Below are 18738 nucleotides of genomic sequence, written 5' to 3' on the forward strand. Positions count from 1 at the left end.
AGGGGTGCGGGAACGGTGCACATCACCTCACGGACGAAGCCGACCGAGGCCGAACTCGCGCAGACGCTGCGCACCGGTCCCTTCGACCTCGCCCTCCGCTCGGCACTGGCCGCCCGCGGGCTCGCCCTGCACAGGGTGCAGCACCGGCTCGCGCAACGCGGCATCAAGGTCGGGGTGACGAGCCTCAGTTACTGGCAGCAGGGCGCCCGCCGCCCGATGCGCCCGGAGTCGCTGCGGGCGGTACGGGCCCTGGAAGACATCCTGGAGCTGCCCGCGCAGGCCCTGACCCGGCTGCTGGAACCGCCCGCACGCCCCGCCGAGCACGAGCGCCCGGCCGGCCGTACGTACCGCTCGCTGCTGGACGAACCGCGCCCCCTGGAGCGGCTCCTCACCGAACTCGAAGCCCCCTCGGACGGCGGTCTGCACACCCTCTGCCACATGGAGCGGGTCCGCATAGGCGACCGGCGCGAGCTGCAGGGCCGGGACTCGCACCATGTGGTGCGCGCGCACCGGGACGGCGTGGACCGCTATGTGGCCATCCACCACGGGGACCCCGGCTGCGACCCCGGCCAGGTGGCGGCGCGGGCGACGGAGAACTGCCGGCTGGGGCGCGTGCGGTGGCACGCGGAGACCGGCGTGGTCGTCTGCGAGCTGCTCTTCGACACACGGCTGCGCGCCGGCGACACCTATGTCTTCGCCTACGGCTTCGAGGACGGCACCGGCGGACCGAGCAGCGAGTACGTACGGGGGTTCGGCTTCGCGGGCGCCCAGTACGTCCTCCAGGTCCGCTTCGCCGCGGCGGCCCTGCCGGTGCGCTGCCGGCGCTTCACCCAGACCACGGCCGGCGCGCCGCGCGGCAGGCTTCAGGACCTGACCCTCGCCGGGCGGCACCGCGGGGTGCACCTGGTCGAGCAGAGCGTACGGCCGGGGATTCTGGGCATCGGGTGGGACTGGCGCTGAGAGCGGTACGGGCGCGGGTACGGAGCGGCACGCGCGCGTGCGCGCGGGTAACGTGCGCGCGGGTAACGGTCGTACTCGGCTTCGGGCATGCCGTGCGGATGCGGCACGCGCGCGTGCGGGGGCGGCGCGTCCCCCATCGTCATCATCGACTTGGCGTCAGGCACGCGCGCGTGCGCGCGGGGCGGCGCACGGGGTCCGACGCGGCGGTACGCGCGCGGGCGGGCCGGTACGGGCTCGGTGCGCGGCGGCCGGGGTCAGAAGCGCTTGACGAGGCTGACCGCGCGGTCGCCGACGGTGAAGCCGAGGCTCTGGTACAGGCCGAGCGCGCCGGAGGGGTTCTCGGCGTCGACGTCGAGCACGGCCTTGTCCAGCCCCTCGGCGCGCAGCGACCGCAGCGCATGAGCGAGCAGCGTGCGCGCCAGCCCCTGCCCCCGCGCGTCCCGCCGCACGCCGACGGCCGTGATGTAACCGAACGGGCCGCCGCGCAACGGCCACTCGTCCTTGGCCACGTCGACGAAGCAGAAACCGACGACACGCTCGTCGCCGGAAGCGTCGGAAGTGCCGGAAGCGGCGGTGGCGTCAGGAGCAACGGAGGTGACGGCGATGACGGACAGGTCCGGGCGGAACGCTTCGAGGCGGTCGCCCGCGGCCCATTCGGCGACGGTGACGGGCTGCGTGCCCCAGTGGTCCCGGAAGGAGTCGTTGAAGGCGTCCCTGGCCCGCTCCTGCCACCGCGGTCCGTAGGACACCAGCCGCACCCCCGGCGCGGTCGGCGCCTCGGCGACGGGCTCGGCGAGGTCGCGTTCCAGCTCCAGCCACCACCGGGCGCGCTCATAGCCGTGCGCTTCGAGGAACCCGATCGTGGAGGCGGCCTTCTCGTCCGCGCCGGAGACGAGCCAGCCGGGCAGGGCGGAGTCGCAGGCCGCGAAGTGCTGGAGCCCGCGGGCCTCCTGCCACGCCAGCAGCGCGCTGCCGATGCCTTCGCCGCGGCGGTCGGGGGCCACCGTGCCGTCGAGGTCGATCCAGACGATCGTCTCGCGGCTCGACGGGGCCGCGGCCGAGCCGTAGGCGACGGCCCGCCCAGCGGCGTCGACGGCGATCACGGTGTCGCGCTCGGGGTGGAAGTCCTCCTTCTTGAACTCCTCCTCCAGCTCGTCCCGCGTCACCAGCCAGCGCGGGTGGTCGACCTCCCCGGCGGCCCGCCTCAGGTCGAGGATCAGGCCGATGTCGGCGGCGGTGGCGGGCCGCCAGGCGAGGCCGTCGCCGGCCGAGGGCAGCGCGACGGACGTCGGAGCGGTCACCCGGTCGCGCAGCGGACGAGGCTCGGGGCTGTGGTCTTTCGTCCCGCTCATGGGAAGTCCTCTCTCGGTACCGGGCGGCGCACCCGCTGTGCCGGCGCAGCGTCAGCGACGCCCGGTCCGTTCGGGCACAACCGGCTGCCGATCCGAGCGTATCGAGTCAAAACTATGGAAAAAACTGATTATTTGCGCGCCAATATGCGCACCCGGACGCGATCGCCGACCGGTGGTTACGCCACCACGGCCCGCGGAACCGTCCCGGGCGGTCCACTCCGGCCCCGGCGGTAGATCCGGCCCCCGGCGGCGAGCCCCGGCGGCCGCTCAGGCGTCCGGGCCCGCCACCAGCTTTCCGCCCTCCGTCTTGAGCGGTACGGACGGCAGCGGCGCGCCCGCCGGGCCGCGCAGGACCTTCCCGGTCTCCGCGTCGAACTGGCTGCCGTGGCACGGGCAGTTGATCTTCCCGTCCTCGATCTTGTCGACGACGCATCCGGCGTGCGTGCAGACCGCGCTGAAGGCCCTGTACTCGCCCTTGGCGGGCTGCGCCACGACGACCCGCTTCTCCCGGTAGAGCTTCGCGCCGCCCACCGGCACCGCGGAGGCCGCGCCGAGGTCGACCGGCGCCGTGGGGGTGGCCGGCGGCTTCCCTCCGGACGTGCCTCCCGAGCAGGCCGCCACACCGAACCCGGCGGCCCCCGCCAGGGCGGCTCCGCGCAGCACGGTTCGGCGGGCGGGCGGCTGGCTGCTCATGAGTGCTCCACAGGGGCGGCTGAGGCGGTTCGCTGGCCTCCTGACGATACCGTCACAGATCATTCCGCTTCGGTCGCCCCTCCCGTAGGAAACCCGTCCGGCCAGGGGGGACCGCGGAAAAATCAGCGCTCATCAGGCCCGCTCGCGCCGCGGGTGTGATGGGATTCGCCGGGGCCGCGGCAGTGGGGCGGGCGGCCCGGTCGCCCGCCCGCGCCACGCGCCCGCGGCGCCGGGAGAACCCGGCTCAGGGACCAGGAAAGGAACGCCCGCGTGATCGTCGTCGCCGGAGAAGCCCTCATCGATCTCGTGCCCGGCAGCGCCCCGGCCGACGGCGCGCTGCCCGCGCTGCTCCCCCAGCGCGGCGGCGGCCCGTACAACACCGCGATGGCGCTCGGCCGGCTCGGCTCGCCGACCGCCTTCTGCTCGCGCGTCTCGACGGACGCCTTCGGCGAGGCGCTGCTGGCGGAGCTGCGGGCCTCCGGCGTGGACGTGGCGCCGGTGCAACGCGGCCCGGAGCCGACGACGCTCGCCGTGGCCAGCATCGGCGCCGACGGCTCGGCGGGCTACGGCTTCTATGTCGAGGGCACGGCGGACCGGCTCTTCGAGCTCCCCGCCGCGCTTCCGGAGGAGACCCGCGCCCTGTCGCTGGGCACCTGTTCCCTGGTCCTGGAGCCGGGCGCGAGCGCGTACGAGGCCCTGCTCAAGCGCGAGGCGCGGCGCGGCGTCTTCACGGCGCTCGACCCCAATATCCGGGCCGGGCTGATCCCGGACGCGGCCGCCTACCGGGCCCGCTTCCGCTCCTGGCTGCCGCATGTGACGCTGCTCAAGCTGTCGGTCGAGGACGCCGAGTGGCTCGCGGACGGCGCGGACCTCGACGCCGCGCTGGCGGACTGGCTGGCCGCCGGCCCGGCCGCCGCCGTCCTGACCAGGGGCGGCGACGGGCTGAGCGTACGGACCCGGGGCGGCGACGAGTACGCGGTGCCCGGCGAGCGCGTCGACGTCGTGGACACGATCGGCGCGGGCGACACCGTGAACGCGGCCCTGCTCCACCGGCTCGCGGAGCACAAGGCGCTCGCGCCCGCCGAGGTCGCCTCGCTGGACGCCGGGCAGTGGCGCGACATCCTGGGGTTCGCCGCCCGCGCCGCGGCCGTCACCTGCTCCCGCGCCGGGGCGCAGCCCCCGTACGCGTCGGAGCTCGACTGAGACGCCCGCCGGAGCCGGAGAGCACGGTGCCCGGACGCCCCTTGAGCGGCGTCCGGGGCGTGCGAGAGCGGCTCATATGGGAAGAGATGGGGGGAGAGAAGGCAGACGAAGCGGCGCGTACGGGAAGGGGCGGCTGCCATGACTGATCCGCGATCGATACCTCCGGTACTCCGGTCCCGCCATGAACTCGCCGGTCGCGGGCTGTCCATGCCGCCCCCGCCGACGCCTGCCGCGGCGTTGCCGATCACTTCCGGCGGCACGACGTACGAGATGGCGCAGCGCCTCGCGTGGCTGGACGACGACCAGTTCGCCGTCGGCCGCTGGGACGGCTCGATGAGCGTCTTCCGCTTCACCGAGTCGGCGGCCGCCGGGCCGCGCATCAATGTGGCGGTCAACAGCCCCGCCTTCCAGGGCGTGCAGATGCTCGCCCCCTTGTCCGGCCGGACGCTCGCGAGCTCGAACGACGACCGCTCCCTCGCCCTGTGGCACTCGCCGAGCGGCGACTGGAGCGACCTGTGCCCGGCCGGGACCGTCCCCTACGATCCGGCGCTGGGCGTCGCCACCAGCGGGCAAGCGGTGCGTGCCGGCGTGCCGGGGACCCTGGTGGTCGGGCATTCGTCGGGCTATGTCTCCCTGTGGAACTACGATCCGGCGCGACGCCGCCTGAGGTTCGCGCGGAGCGTGGACGTACGGAATCCGCATCCGGTCAACCCCTGGGGGCTGCACGATGTGCAGGCCACCGAGGTGCTGTCCGACGCGGACGGCACCGCCTACGTGATGACCGGTTCCGAGGACGGCTATGTCTGCGTCCTCCAGGCGCCCTCCGGCCGGATCATGTCGCAGACGGTCTTCAACCCCGAGGCGCAGCGCGGCATCAACAGCCTTTCCGTGCGCGGCCGTTCGCTGCTGGTGGCCAACTGCTCGGTGGGGCCCCAGGACCACAATCTCTGGTACTTCACGGTGTCCGGGAAGACCTGGCAGCCCGCCCTCCGGGGCCGCGCCAACCTCCTGGTCGACCCCCAGCGCCCCCAGGCGTTCAACTTCAGCACCACCTGGGGCGCGTACGCGGACGGGCCGTGCTGGTTCGCGTCGACGGAGGAGGGCGCGCTGTGGATGGGCACCGCCACCCCTGACGCGCTGAACGTCATCGGCTACCAGGAGGTGACCAGCCCCTTGGGCTCGGCACTCGGCTACCGCGGCGGCCCCGGCCGGCTGGCCATGGTCGCGTACGACCTGTACGAATTCACGACCGGCGCACCCTGAACCACCCGGCCCAGGAGCCGCACCGGCCGTCCCGCGGCCCGCACCGTCCCGCCGCGGACGCCCGTAGGCACCCGGCGGCGGGACACCCGCGGCCGCTCAGTGACGCGGGACATTCTCCGCGACCACCGCTCAGCGGGCGGGCGGCTGGACACCGCCCCGCCCGCCCGCCGGGCGCTCAGGCGCGACGCGCCTTCGTGGCCTTCTTCGCGGCAGTCTTCTTCGCGGCGGTCTTCTTCGCGGTGGTCTTCTTCGCGGTGGCCGCCTTGGCCGTGGCCGTCTTCGCGGTGGCCGCGGCCACCGTCTTCTTCTTCGCGGGCGCCTTCTTCGCCGGCTTCCGCGTCGCGGGCGGCGCCGCGTCGCTCACCCGGTCGCCCAGCAGATCGCGCAGGAACTTGCCGGTGTGGCTGGCCGGAACCGCCGCGACCTCTTCGGGCGTGCCCTCGGCGATGACCAGTCCGCCGCCGCTGCCGCCCTCCGGGCCCATGTCGACGACCCAGTCCGCCGTCTTGATCACATCGAGGTTGTGCTCGATGACGATCACGGTGTTGCCCTTGTCGACCAGCCCCGACAGCACCTTGATCAGCTTGCTGATGTCCTCGAAGTGCAGGCCGGTGGTGGGCTCGTCCAGGACGTAGACCGTACGGCCGGTCGAACGCTTCTGGAGCTCGCTGGCGAGCTTCACGCGCTGCGCCTCGCCGCCGGACAGCGTCGGGGCGGACTGCCCCAGCCGCACATAGCCGAGGCCGACCTCATGGAGCGTGCGCAGGTGCCGCGAGATCGTCGGCACCGACTCGAAGAAGTCGAGCGCCTCCTCGATGGGCATGTCCAGCACCTCGGCGATGGACTTGCCCTTGTAGTGCACCTCCAGGGTCTCCCGGTTGTAGCGCGCGCCGTGGCAGACCTCGCACGGCACGTACACGTCCGGCAGGAAGTTCATCTCGATCTTGATGGTGCCGTCGCCGGAGCAGTTCTCGCAGCGGCCGCCCTTGACGTTGAAGGAGAAGCGCCCCGGCAGATAGCCGCGGACCTTGGCCTCCATCGTCTCGGCGAAGAGCCTGCGCACATGGTCGAAGACACCCGTGTACGTGGCCGGGTTGGAGCGCGGCGTACGGCCGATGGGCGACTGGTCGACGTGCACGACCTTGTCGACGAGGTCGTCGCCGTCCACCCGGGTGTGCCGGCCGGGCACGGACTTGGCGCCGTTCAGCTCGCGGGCCAGGTGGGTGTAGAGGATGTCGTTGACCAGCGTCGATTTGCCCGAGCCGGAGACTCCGGTGACGGCGGTCAGCAGCCCGAGGGGGAAGGACACGTCGATGTCGCGCAGGTTGTTCTCGCGCGCGCCGTGCACCGTGAGCTGCCGCTCCACGTCCAGCGGCCGCCGGACGTCCGGGGTGGCGATGGCCCGCTTGCCGGCCAGGTACTGCCCGGTGACGGAGTCCTTGTTGCGCAGCAGCTCCTTCAGCGAGCCGCTGTGCACGACCTTGCCGCCGTGCTCACCGGCGCCGGGGCCGATGTCGACCACCCAGTCGGCGACCTTGATGGTGTCCTCGTCGTGCTCGACGACGATCAGGGTGTTGCCCATGTCGCGCAGGCGCACCAGGGTCTCGATGAGCCGGTGGTTGTCGCGCTGGTGCAGCCCGATGGACGGCTCGTCCAGCACGTACAGGACGCCGACCAGGCCGGAGCCGATCTGCGTGGCGAGCCGGATGCGCTGGGCCTCGCCGCCGGAGAGGGTGCCCGCCGCCCGGTTCAGCGACAGGTAGTCGAGGCCGACGTCGACGAGGAACCGCAGCCGTTCGTTGACCTCCTTGAGCACGCGCTCGGCGATCTTCTTCTCGCGGGCGTTGAGCTTCATGCCGCGCAGGAAGTCCGCGCACTCGCTGATCGACATCGCGGAGACCTCCGCGATCGACTTCTGCTGCACCGTGACGGCGAGGACGATCGGCTTGAGGCGCGTCCCGTCGCAGGTGGGGCACGGCACCTCGCGCATATAGCCCTCGAAGCGCTCGCGGCTGGAGTCGCTCTCCGCCTCGGAGTGCCGCCGCTTCACGAACGGCACCGCGCCCTCGAAGGCGGTGGTGTAGGCGCGCTCCCGGCCGTAGCGGTTGCGGTAGCGGACCTCGATCTGGGTCTTGTGGCCGTTCAGCAGGGCCTTCTTGGCGCGCTGGGGCAGGCCGGCCCAGGGGATGTCCATCCGGAAGCCGAGCTCCGCGGCGAGCGCGCCGACCAGCCGGTTGAAGTAGTCCTTGGTGTGGCCGTGCGACCAGGGGCTGATCGCGCCCTCTTCGAGGGTCTTGTCCTCGTCCGGGATGATCAGCTCGGGGTCGACCTCCATGCGGGTGCCGATGCCGGTGCAGTCCGGGCAGGCGCCGAAGGGCGAGTTGAAGGAGAAGGAGCGGGGCTCCAGCTCCTCGAAGGACAGGTCGTCGTACGGGCAGTAGAGGTGCTCCGAGTACATCCGCTCGCGCTCGGGGTCGTCCTCGGCGAGATCCACGAAGTCGAGGATCACCATGCCGCCGGAGAGCCCGAGCGCCGTCTCGACCGAGTCGGTGAGCCGCCGCTTGGCGCTGTCCTTCACCGTCAGGCGGTCGACGACCACCTCGATGGTGTGCTTCTCCTGCTTCTTGAGCTTGGGCGGCTCGGCGAGCTGGATCGTCTGCCCGTCCACCCGGGCGCGGCTGTAGCCCTTGGTCTGGAGGTCGGAGAAGAGGTCGACGAACTCGCCCTTGCGCTCGCGCACCAGCGGGGACAGCACCTGGAAGCGGCTGCCCTCGGGCAGCTCCAGGACCTTGTCCACGATGGCCTGCGGCGACTGCCGGGAGATCGGGCGGCCGCACTCGGGGCAGTGCGGCTTGCCGATGCGGGCGAAGAGGAGCCGGAGGTAGTCGTAGACCTCCGTGATGGTGCCGACCGTCGAGCGCGGGTTGCGCGAGGTCGACTTCTGATCGATGGACACCGCCGGCGAGAGGCCCTCGATGAAGTCCACATCGGGCTTGTCCATCTGGCCCAGGAACTGGCGGGCGTAGGAGGAGAGCGATTCGACGTAGCGACGCTGCCCCTCGGCGAAGATCGTGTCGAACGCGAGCGAGGACTTGCCCGACCCCGAGAGCCCGGTGAAGACGATGAGGGAGTCACGGGGGAGGTCGAGCGAGACGTTCTTGAGATTGTGCTCGCGAGCGCCACGGACGATGAGACGGTCGGCCACGCCGGTAGGCACCTTTCTTGAGAGCTGCGGGATGCGCCGCACCCCGAACCCAGGGTATGGGGGGCGTCGCTCGGATGTCGTATCTCGTGCCTCCCCCGAGCCTATAGCACGCACATTCGATTCACGGCCGGAGCCGACTACCTTCACCCGAACGGGTGGCCGCCGCTAGGGTGCCGATCATGAGCGATTTCGCATCCGACCTTGCCGCCGTACGGGCCGCCACCGACCGCCTCCTCGCCGGGGCCGGCGCGCTGGACGACGCCGGGGCCGCCGCCCCGTCGCTGCTCCCCGGCTGGACCCGCGGCCATGTGTTCGCGCACATCGCCCGCAACGCCGACGCCATCACCAACCTCCTCACCTGGGCCCGTACGGACGTCAAGACGCCGATGTACGTCAGCCCCGAGGCCCGCGACGCCGACATCGAGCGCGACAGCGCGCGCCCGCTGACCGCCCACCTCGACGACCTCCGCACCAGCGCCGCGCGCTTCGACGAGGCCGCCGCGGCCGTCTCCGAGGAGCGGCGGGAGTACGTGGTGGAGATGCGCAACGGCGTCATGGAGCGGGCCGCCATGCTGCCCTTCCGCCGCCTCGTGGAGGTCGAGCTGCACCACGTGGACCTCGGAATCGGCTACGGGCTGGAGGACCTGCCGGCCGCCTTCGTCACCCAGGAGATCGGTTTCATGGCCGGCGTGAAGCTCGCGGGCCGCGCCGAGGTGCCCGCGCTGCGGCTGACGGCCTCCGACGGAAGCAGCTGGCGCACGGGCCGCGAGGACGGCGAGGCCATCACCGTCACGGGCTCCCCCACCGACCTGCTCGGCTGGCTCGTCGGCCGCGCGGACGGGGCCGGCCTGGAGGTCCGGGGCGGTTCCTCCGGGGGCCTGCTGCCCGCGCTGCCGCCGCTATAGGGTTGATGCCATGACGTACAGCGGAGCGGTGAAGGTCGGCGGACCGGCGGACGTACACGAACTGACCGAGCTGATGATCTCCAAGGTCGCGGTCGGTCCGATGGACAACAATGCCTATCTGCTGCGCTGCCGCGCGACCGATGAGCAGTTGCTGATCGACGCCGCCGCGGAGCCGGCCACCCTGCTGAGCCTGATCGGCGACAGCGGCATCGCCTCCGTGGTCACCACCCACCGGCACGGCGACCACTGGGGAGCGCTGCGCGAGGTGGTGGACGCCACCGGCGCCCGCACCTACGCCGGGCGCTACGACGCCGAAGGCATCCCGGTGCCGACCGACGTGCCCGTCGAGGACGGCGACACGATCCGGGTGGGCGACGTCGAGCTCACCGCCCGCCACCTCGTCGGCCACACGCCGGGCAGCATCGCCCTGGTCTACGACGACCCGCACGGCCACCCGCACCTGTTCACGGGCGACTGCCTCTTCCCCGGCGGCGTCGGCAATACCTGGGGCGACCCCGAGTCCTTCGCCCGGCTGCTCGACGACGTCGAGAACAAGCTGATGTCCGCGCTCCCCGACGAGACCTGGGTCTATCCCGGCCACGGCGGGGACACCACCCTCGGCGCCGAGCGCCCGCACCTCGCGGAGTGGCGCGAGCGCGGCTGGTGACGCCCTCTCAGCAGAGGACCGAGGCGCGGCGGGAGTTGTTGTACGAGCACGAGTCGGCCTTCGACCCGTTCGACTTGCGCAGCGTCGCCGTGTCCCGGTCGTTGTTCCAGACGTAGGCCCGGCGGTCCTGGTAGCGGTTTGCCGCGGTGTCGCCGCCCCGGCCGGTGCGCACCTTCACCGACTTCCCGGCGCCCAGGGTGTAGGAGCCGAACGTGTACTGGTGACGGGAGGCGTCCGTCAGCTTCCAGTTCCGCAGGTTCACGGCGCGGCTCGTCGGATTCTTGATCCGTACCCACTCGGCGTTGAGGCTGGAGTTGGAACGGGTGTCCTTGCCGGGGCTGTTGTAGTAGATCTCCGTGATGTGCACGGAGGGCGCGGCGGACGCCGGCGCGGCGGCGAACAGAGTCGCCGCGGCCGTTCCCGTCGCCAGAATGGTGGCTGCTATGCGGTGGCGCATGGGTCCCCCCTAGGAACAAGCGGCTCCGATCGCGGGCCGCTGCGCACACCACGGTAGCGGCGCGGCCGACGGACGGTTCCGCTCCGGAGCGGCCGCAGTCCGCCGGCCCGGCGCCCGCGTCAGACCTCCAGGCTGTCCTTGCGCTCCTCCGCCTCGGCCTGCTTCTTCGAGGCCCGCAGGCTGGTGATCGTGGTGATGATCAGGACCGCGCAGATGACGCCGAGCGAGACGGGGATGCTGATCTCGGGGACGTGCACGCCGGATTCGTGCAGCGCGTGCAGGACCAGCTTCACCCCGATGAAGCCGAGGATCACCGACAGGCCGTACGAGAGGTGGACCAGCTTCTTCAGCAGGCCGCCGATGAGGAAGTAGAGCTGGCGCAGGCCCATCAGGGCGAACGCGTTGGCGGTGAAGACGATGTACGGATCCTGGGTGAGGCCGAAGATCGCCGGGATGGAGTCGAGCGCGAAGAGGACGTCGGTGGTGCCGATCGCCAGCATGACGACCAGCATCGGCGTCATCAGCCGCTTGCCGTTCTCGGCGATGAACAGCTTGGTGCCGTGGTACACGCTGGTGGAGGGGACGCGCCGCTCGACCGCCTTGAGCAGGCGGTTCTCCTCGAACTCCTCGTCCTCCTCGTTGCTGCGCGCGTCCTGGACGAGCTTCCAGGCGGTCCAGATCAGGAACGCGCCGAAGAGGTAGAAGATCCAGGAGAAGTTGGCGATGATCGCGGCGCCCGCGCCGATGAAGATCGCTCGCAGTACGAGCGCTATGAGCACGCCGACCATCAGCACCCGCTGCTGATAGATCGGCGGGACCGCGAACTTGGCCATGATCAGGACGAAGACGAAGAGGTTGTCGACGCTCAGCGACTTCTCGGTGATGTATCCGGCGAAGAACTCGCCCGCCGCCTGACCGCCCCCGAGCAGGAAGAGGCCGAGCCCGAAGAGCGCCGCGAGGGCGACCCAGACGACCGTCCAGACGCCCGCCTCCTTGATGGAGACAGCGTGCGGCTTTCGGCCGCCGATGAAGAAGTCCGCGGCGATCAGGGCGCACAGACCGACGATCGTCAGCGCCCACACGTTCAGGGAAACATCCACTGCTGCTCCTCCGGCAGAGTCGTACGGCACTCACAGCGTCGTCGCTGCCGGGGGTCCCGGTCCGCTGACACGCCAGCCATGACCTCCGTACGCCAAAGAGTACAGGAACAGCCAAGAGAAGGTAAAGAAGAATACAAATCAGCAGGTCAGTGGCGGTGAGCTTGCAATGCCTGGCCCACCTGCCGGATGACCCGCCCCAGCACCTCGCTCCCCCTCGGCACGGTCGGCGGCTCGTACGTCCAGACGTGCCCGACCCAGGGGTCGGCGAGGTGGTCGTCGGGGACCGGCGTGAGGCGCAGCAGCGCCCGCCACAGCGGGTCGAGCACCGGCCCGTACTCGCGGGCGTCCTGCCGGTCGGCCACCATCATCAGGTGGACGCCCACCGACGGCCCCTCGTCCGCGAGGTAGCGCAACTGGTTGACGGCCCGGTCGTCGAAGCCGTGCGGGAAGTCGTTGACGATCAGCAGCTGTTCCGCGGTGTCGAGATCGCGCGGCAGCGAGTCCACGGCCCCGCTGCGGACCGCCATCTGCACCAGATCGACGCGGCGCGTGAGCTTCGTCAGCGTCGCGGCGACCCCGCGCGCGCCGGCCGCCGGGGGCTCCCGGAGCGCGCCCGACCGCAGCAGGGGCGCGAGCGAGGCGCCCGCCGCGCCCGCCGGGTCGATCACCTGCACCGCGAAGTCGCCGACCGGGTGGACCGCGAGGAGCCGCGCGGCGTGCGCCACCGCGGTGTCCATGGCCAGCCGGCGCACGTCGGCCGACGCCATCAGCGCCGCCTCCGGGGCGCCCGTACGGCCGCTGTCGATCCACAGACCGCGCTCCAGCGGCAGCCGCATCAGCATGGGGATGCGCAGGTCGTCGCGTTCCGGCAGGCGCAGATCGCCGAGGCGCAGGGCCATCGGGCTCTCGAACGGCATCTGGTAGCCCTGCCAGACGGGGCTGGTCCACCGGGCGTAGGCGGGCGGCAGAGCCTGCTCGACGACGTCGGACTCGGCGGCGAGCCGGCCGAGATCGCGGTCGAGGACGGCGCGGGCCCGCGCGACGAGCCCGGTCTGCTTGCGGCGCGCCGCCTCGCGGGCGGCGTCGGCGGCCGGGCCGACGCGCGTGCCCGGGTCCGAGAGGACCTCGTCGAGCTCCCGCTCCATGCGCGACTCCGCGAAGTCCACCGCGCTGCGGTACGCCGCGACCGTACGGGCCAGGTCCTCGAACATGCCCCAGACCTGGTTGTAGAGCCGCTCGTCCATCGTCCAGCCGCCGGCGTCCCCCGCTACGGGCGCGGCGGGGCGCTCCTCCTCGCCGGACCGTGCCGCCGGGCCGGGCTGCGGCCGTGGGGCGTCCGCCGGGGCGGGAGACCGCTCGGCGGAAGCCCGACCGGCCGGCGCGTCCTGGGGAGGCTTCGCGGGCCGGCGCCTCGGATGCCGGTAGTCGACCGGTCCGGAACCGGGCACGGCGGCCGGTTCGGGTGACTCGTTCTTGCCGTCGGGGTGCCGCGCCCGCTCGCCCTTGTCCTGGTTCCGCGCGGGCCGCGGCGGCGGGGCGAGCGAGCGGGACGCCCCCTGGTCCACCGCCGCCTCGATGACGGCGGCCAGCTCGGCGGCGCCCGGCAGCCCCTGGTCGTGCAGCATCGCGGTCAGCCCGCCCGCGTACCCCTGGCCCACGGCCCGTACCTTCCACGCGCCCTGCCTGCGGTAGAGCTCCAGCGCGACGACCGCGGACTCGGAGTCCAGATCCGTGATGGTGTACCCGGCGACCTCGGTGCCGTCGAGGCCGGTGACGGCGACGAACGGCGCCGCCATCGCGCCGAACCGCGCCGGGCCGCCCACGCCGGACGGCAGCGCGAGCAGCACGCTGACCCGGTGGGCGGCGGCGGGGAGCGCGTCCAGGTCCACGGCCAGCCGGTGGTCGGCGGCGGCCTGCTGGGACACCTCCAGACCGGGGAGGTGCGGCGCGGCGGGGTGCGCCACCCACCCGGCGTCCGCGGCCCGCCCCCGCTCGTCGCCGAGGACGGCCCCGGCCACGACCGGGCCGCCCGCCGAGACCCGGATCTCCAAACGGGTCTGAGGCAGTGGGTGGTTCTGGCCCCGGACCAGTTCGGCCATCATCGGTGCGCCCCCTTGTTATGTCGTTCGCGGCCGTGCCCGTCGCGCACGGCCCTGCCCGCCTGCCCGGCGGTTCTCCCCCGCCGGGCCCCGGCCGGAGCCTGGGGCCCCCTCGCCGAACCCCCGCCTACAGGCTGGGCAGTATCGCCGGAATCAGGTCCTGGAAGGTGCGGCCGTCGGCCGGGACGCCGATCGCCGTCATCTGCCAGCCGCTGCCGGACCGGTGCACCTTCGCCATGATCTGCGCGGTGTACGGGCCGCCGCCGTCGAGGGTGTAGCGGACCAGCTCCTGGCCGGTGGTCTCATCCAGGAGCCGGCAGAAGGCGTTCTGCACCTCGGCGAAGGTCTGGCCGGTGAACGAGTTCACCGTGAACACGATCTGGTCGATGTGCACCGGCACCCGCTGCAGGTCGACGAGGATCGCCTCGTCGTCGCCGCCCTGCCCGGCGCCGCCGACCCGGTTGTCGCCGGTGTGCTGGACGGAGCCGTCGTCGCTGACGAGGTGCTGGAAGGACACCACGTCGACCGGCTCCCCCTCGGCGAACAACACCGCCGAGGCGTCCAGGTCGATCTCCTTCCTGCGCGAGCCGAACAGGCCGCGGCGGGGAGCTGCCTGCCAGCCCAGCCCCATCCGCACCGCGCTCAGGGTGCCCCCGTCGGCCTTCTTCAGGCTGATGCCCTGGCCCTTGGCCAAGTTGACCGTCACGCGCTGTCCCTTCTCGATGTACCGAGTGTCCCCGTGGCCGCGCGTCGGGCGCGGCCTCCTCGGAAAACCCTATGCACTGGCGCTCCCGGTGCCACCGGCCGGACGCGGTTTGTGGCGTTCTTGCAACACGTCCCCGAGACGAGCCCTCGCACCGCTTCCTCGCACGGCGCTCGCACGGTGCCCTCGCACCGCGCCACGGCCGCCCCTCAGGCGATTCCGGCCTCCCTCATCTGCCGCAGCTCCTTCTTCAGCTCCCCGACCTCGTCGCGCAGCCGGGCCGCGACCTCGAACTGCAGCTCGGCGGCGGCGCTGCGCATCCGCTCCGTCATCTCCTCGATCAGCTCGGCCAGCTCCGCGGCGGGCCGGTCCGTGAGCGCGGCGTCCTTGCCGGCGGCCGCCTTGCCGGACTTCCCGGCCCCCGCCGAGGGCACCGGGGCCTTGCCCTTGCTCTTGTCGCCCTGCCGGTAGCCGGTGCCCAGCAGCTCCTGGGTGTCGATCTCCTCGCGCGCGATGGTCGCGACGATGTCGCCGATCTTCTTCCGCAGCGGCTGCGGGTCGATCCCCTTCTCCTTGTTGTACGCGATCTGCTTCTCCCGGCGGCGGTTGGTCTCCTCGATGGCCTTCTCCATCGCCGGGGTGACCTTGTCCGCGTACATATGGACCTGTCCGGAGACGTTGCGCGCCGCGCGCCCGATGGTCTGGATCAGGGACGTGCCGGAGCGCAGGAACCCTTCCTTGTCGGCGTCGAGGATCGCGACCAGGGAGACCTCGGGGAGGTCGAGCCCCTCGCGCAGCAGGTTGATGCCGACCAGCACGTCGTACTCGCCGGCCCGCAGCTCGCGCAGCAGCTCGATGCGGCGCAGGGTGTCGACGTCGCTGTGCAGATAGCGCACCTGGATGCCCAGTTCCAGGAAGTAGTCGGTGAGGTCCTCGGCCATCTTCTTGGTGAGGGTGGTCACCAGGACGCGCTCGTCCTTCTCCGTGCGCGTCCGGATCTCGTGCACCAGGTCGTCGATCTGCCCGTCCGTCGGCTTGACGACGACCTCGGGGTCGACGAGGCCGGTGGGGCGGATGATCTGCTCCACGAAGCCGTCGCCGCGCGCGAGTTCGTACTTGCCGGGGGTGGCGGAGAGGTAGACGGTCTGGCCGATCCGCTCGACGAACTCCTCCCACTTGAGCGGGCGGTTGTCCATGGCGGACGGCAGCCGGAAGCCGTGCTCCACCAGGGTGCGCTTGCGGGAGGCGTCGCCCTCGTACATCGCGCCGATCTGCGGGACGGTGACGTGCGACTCGTCGATGACGAGGAGGAAGTCCTCGGGGAAGTAGTCGAGGAGGGTGTTGGGCGGCGAGCCGGGCTCGCGGTCGTCCATGTGCAGCGAGTAGTTCTCGATGCCGGAGCAGGAGCCGATCTGGCGCATCATCTCGATGTCGTACGTCGTACGCATCCGCAGCCGCTGGGCCTCCAGCAGCTTGCCCTGCTTCTCCATCGTGGCGAGGGTCTCCGCCAGCTCGGCCTCGATGCCCGCGACGGCCTTCTCCATGCGCTCCGGGCCGGCGATGTAGTGGCTGGCCGGGAAGACGTACAGCTCCTGGTCGTCGGAGATCACCTCGCCGGTGAGCGGGTGAAGCGTGGAGAGCGCCTCGATCTCGTCCCCGAACATCTCGATCCGGACCGCGAGCTCCTCGTAGACCGGGAAGATCTCGATGGTGTCGCCCCGGACCCGGAAGGTGCCGCGGGTGAAGGCCAGGTCGTTGCGGGTGTACTGGATCTCCACGAACCGGCGCAGCAGCTGGTCGCGGTCGATCTCCTCGCCGACCTTGAGCCGCACCATGCGGTCCACGTACTCCTGCGGGGTGCCCAGGCCGTAGATGCAGGAGACGGAGGCCACCACGACCACGTCGCGGCGGGTGAGCAGCGAGTTCGTCGCGGAGTGGCGCAGCCGCTCGACCTCCTCGTTGATCGAGGAGTCCTTCTCGATGTAGGTGTCCGACTGCGGTACGTACGCCTCGGGCTGGTAGTAGTCGTAGTACGAGACGAAGTACTCGACCGCGTTATTGGGCAGCAGCTCCCGGAATTCGTTGGCGAGCTGGGCCGCGAGGGTCTTGTTCGGCGCCATGACCAGGGTGGGCCGCTGCAGCTTCTCGATCATCCACGCGGTGGTGGCCGACTTGCCGGTGCCGGTCGCGCCGAGCAGCACCACATCTTTCTCACCTGCGCGAATACGCCGCTCCAGCTCGGCGATGGCCGTCGGCTGGTCACCGCTGGGCTGGTAGGGGCTGACGACCTCGAAGGGCGCCACGGTGCGTTCGATCTTGGATACGGGCCGCATGGAACCACCGTACGACCCACCACTGACAACGGCCCTGCCGTCGGTGTCCGAAGCCCGTCTCTCGGCCGAATGAGGGGCGGAATATCCGCAGAGTCCGCCGATGCCCGCGCGCGTTCGCCGGTCATCGCGTACTTATCTTCTTGTACGCCACATCCGGGACGCTCCCCGGCCCGGACCGGACGCCGCGAGGAGACCGTATGCAACTGCGCCCCGCCGCCGCCGTCGCCACCGCACTTCTGGGCCTGTCGGCGCTGCTCACCGGCCCCGCCCACGCCCACGCCACCCCCCATTCGCACGCACCCGTGGTCATCGGCCACCGCGGCTCGCCCGTGAGCGCGCCCGAGAACACGCTCGCCTCCGTCGACGCCGCCGCCCGCCTCGGCATCACCTGGGTCGAGAACGACGTCCAGCGGACCAAGGACGGCGCCCTCGTCGTGATCCACGACACCACGCTCAGCCGCACGACCGACGCCGAGCGGCGCTATCCGAACCGGTCGCCGTGGCGGGTGTCGGACTTCACCCTCGCCGAGATCGAGCGGCTCGACGCGGGCAGCTGGTTCGACCGCCGGTTCGCGGGGCAGCGCGTGCCGACCCTCGGCCGCTACCTCGACCGCGTCGAGCGGAACCGCCAGAACCTCCTCCTGGAGGTCAAGGCGCCGGAGCTCTACCCCGGCATCGAGCGCCGGATCACCTCGGAGCTGCGCGACCGGGGCTGGCTCGACCGGCGGCACGTGGCGCACCGGCTGGCCCTCCAGAGCTTCAACGCCGCCTCGCTGCGTACGCTCCACCGGCTCCGCCCCGATCTGATGCTCGGCTTCCTCGGCGCCCCGAAGGCCGCCGAGCTCCGCTCGTACGCGGCGTACGCCGATCAGATCAACCCGAACCACAAGGCCGTCACGCCGGAGTACCTCCGCGCCGTCCACGCGCTCCGAGGGCCGCACGGCCGCCCCCTGCGGCTCTCCGCGTGGACCGTCGACGACACGGGCGCCGCGCGGTCCCTGGCCCGGATGGGCGTGGACGCCATCATCACCAACAAGCCCGCGGAGATCCGCCGGGCCCTCGGCTGCGGGGCTTCGGGCGCCGCCGCCCCGCCCGTACGCGTACCGGCGGCGGCCTGACCCGGCGCGCCCTGGGGGCGGCGCCCCCAGGGCCTACGCTGCTCATATGACGGACACCGAGGGCGCCGACCGCGCCGAGGAAGAAGCGGCGGCAGCGGCGGGCCGGACGCGGTCCTGGTCCTGGAGGACGCTGGAGACCCCCATCGGCACGCTGGGGCTCGCCGTCACGGCCGAGGGGCTGCTCCGCGTCGTCTTCGACGCCGGTGAGACGCGCGCCGCGCGGGCCGTGGAGGAGCTGACCCGCCGCCTCGGCACCGGGCCCGATGCGCCGACCGGGGCGGCCCGCGAGCTGCCGGCGGAGACGGAGCGCCAGCTCGGGGCCTACTTCGACGGTCGGCTGCGGGCGTTCACGGTGCCGCTGGACTGGTCGCTCACCACGGGCTTCAACCGCCGGGTGCTGCGCGCGCTCGCCGCCCACGTCCCGTACGGCACGGTCGTCGGCTATCAGGACCTCGCCCGCCGCGTCGGCGAGCCCGGCGCCGCCCGCGCCGTGGGGACGGCGATGGGCGCCAACCCCCTGCCGGTCGTCGTCCCGTGCCACCGCGTGGTCGAGAGCGACGGGGGCATCGGCGGCTTCGGCGGGGGCCTGGAGGTCAAGCGCGCCCTGCTGGCCCTGGAGGGCGTCCTGCCGCAGCCGCTCTTCTAGCCTGGTCAGGCGGCCCCTGCGGGCCCAACAGGCC

Annotated in this window: 15 protein-coding genes; 7 read left to right on the top strand and 8 right to left on the bottom strand. The window is 72.1% G+C overall.

All coding sequences use genetic code 11. The annotated features are described in order from the left end of the window. The first annotated feature begins 15 nt into the window (after positions 1-15). Positions 16-960 (top strand): hypothetical protein, encoded by a 945-nt coding sequence (locus tag AB0I49_RS24000; protein ID WP_363229104.1) that lies wholly within the window; start codon positions 16-18, stop codon positions 958-960. Between the two features lie 254 nt (positions 961-1214). On the opposite strand, the gene AB0I49_RS24005 is transcribed toward AB0I49_RS24000, so the two are convergent. Beyond that, positions 1215-2312, bottom strand: coding sequence for a GNAT family N-acetyltransferase (locus tag AB0I49_RS24005; RefSeq protein ID WP_363229105.1), 1098 nt, complete (start codon positions 2310-2312; stop codon positions 1215-1217). A gap of 267 nt (positions 2313-2579) precedes the next feature. Then, the gene (locus tag AB0I49_RS24010; RefSeq protein WP_363229106.1) at positions 2580-3005 is read right to left on the bottom strand and encodes a Rieske (2Fe-2S) protein; all 426 of its coding nucleotides are present in this window, start codon (positions 3003-3005) and stop codon (positions 2580-2582) included. Between the two features lie 270 nt (positions 3006-3275). On the opposite strand from AB0I49_RS24010, the gene AB0I49_RS24015 reads away from it, so the two are divergent. Continuing rightward, positions 3276-4208, top strand: coding sequence for a carbohydrate kinase (locus AB0I49_RS24015; protein WP_363229107.1), 933 nt, complete (start codon positions 3276-3278; stop codon positions 4206-4208). A 138-nt stretch (positions 4209-4346) separates the two neighbouring features. Then, entirely contained in the window at positions 4347-5471 is a 1125-nt protein-coding gene (locus AB0I49_RS24020) for a hypothetical protein (protein WP_363229108.1), read from the top strand. Positions 5472-5646: 175 nt separating this feature from the next. Here the strand turns inward: AB0I49_RS24020 and uvrA are convergent, their stop codons facing one another. Then, positions 5647-8676, bottom strand: coding sequence for an excinuclease ABC subunit UvrA (uvrA, locus tag AB0I49_RS24025; protein WP_363229109.1), 3030 nt, complete (start codon positions 8674-8676; stop codon positions 5647-5649). Positions 8677-8855: 179 nt separating this feature from the next. Here uvrA and AB0I49_RS24030 point away from each other — a divergent pair, with 179 nt between their 5' ends. Beyond that, the gene (locus AB0I49_RS24030) at positions 8856-9581 is read left to right on the top strand and encodes a maleylpyruvate isomerase family mycothiol-dependent enzyme (RefSeq protein ID WP_363229110.1); all 726 of its coding nucleotides are present in this window, start codon (positions 8856-8858) and stop codon (positions 9579-9581) included. Between the two features lie 10 nt (positions 9582-9591). Next, positions 9592-10248: an MBL fold metallo-hydrolase gene (locus AB0I49_RS24035; protein WP_363229111.1), complete on the top strand. Its 657-nt coding sequence runs from the start codon at positions 9592-9594 to the stop codon at positions 10246-10248. Positions 10249-10255: 7 nt separating this feature from the next. Here the strand turns inward: AB0I49_RS24035 and AB0I49_RS24040 are convergent, their stop codons facing one another. The 5 genes from AB0I49_RS24040 to uvrB form a co-directional block, all read right to left on the bottom strand. Beyond that, positions 10256-10705 carry a lamin tail domain-containing protein gene (locus AB0I49_RS24040; RefSeq protein WP_363229112.1) on the bottom strand — a complete coding sequence of 150 codons (450 nt, stop codon included), beginning with the start codon at positions 10703-10705 and terminating at the stop codon, positions 10256-10258. A gap of 119 nt (positions 10706-10824) precedes the next feature. Further along, positions 10825-11805: a TerC family protein gene (locus AB0I49_RS24045; protein WP_363229113.1), complete on the bottom strand. Its 981-nt coding sequence runs from the start codon at positions 11803-11805 to the stop codon at positions 10825-10827. A 146-nt stretch (positions 11806-11951) separates the two neighbouring features. Continuing rightward, positions 11952-13907, bottom strand: a complete 1956-nt coding sequence (locus tag AB0I49_RS24050) for a TerD family protein (protein WP_363229114.1) — start codon at positions 13905-13907, stop codon at positions 11952-11954. A 124-nt stretch (positions 13908-14031) separates the two neighbouring features. Continuing rightward, the gene (locus AB0I49_RS24055) at positions 14032-14610 is read right to left on the bottom strand and encodes a TerD family protein (RefSeq protein WP_363229115.1); all 579 of its coding nucleotides are present in this window, start codon (positions 14608-14610) and stop codon (positions 14032-14034) included. A gap of 206 nt (positions 14611-14816) precedes the next feature. Next, the gene (uvrB, locus tag AB0I49_RS24060) at positions 14817-16940 is read right to left on the bottom strand and encodes an excinuclease ABC subunit UvrB (protein ID WP_363229116.1); all 2124 of its coding nucleotides are present in this window, start codon (positions 16938-16940) and stop codon (positions 14817-14819) included. A 197-nt stretch (positions 16941-17137) separates the two neighbouring features. Between uvrB and AB0I49_RS24065 the strand changes: the two genes are divergently transcribed. Beyond that, a complete protein-coding gene (locus tag AB0I49_RS24065) occupies positions 17138-18058 on the top strand; it encodes a glycerophosphodiester phosphodiesterase family protein (protein ID WP_363229117.1) in 921 nt (306 codons plus the stop codon). Positions 18059-18104: 46 nt separating this feature from the next. After that, the gene (locus AB0I49_RS24070) at positions 18105-18704 is read left to right on the top strand and encodes a methylated-DNA--[protein]-cysteine S-methyltransferase (RefSeq protein ID WP_363229118.1); all 600 of its coding nucleotides are present in this window, start codon (positions 18105-18107) and stop codon (positions 18702-18704) included. Positions 18705-18738 lie beyond the last annotated feature (34 nt).

Origin of the sequence: Streptomyces sp. NPDC050617 (genome assembly GCF_040654795.1) — a bacterium.
In the GTDB taxonomy this organism is placed as follows: Bacteria; Actinomycetota; Actinomycetes; order Streptomycetales; family Streptomycetaceae; genus Streptomyces.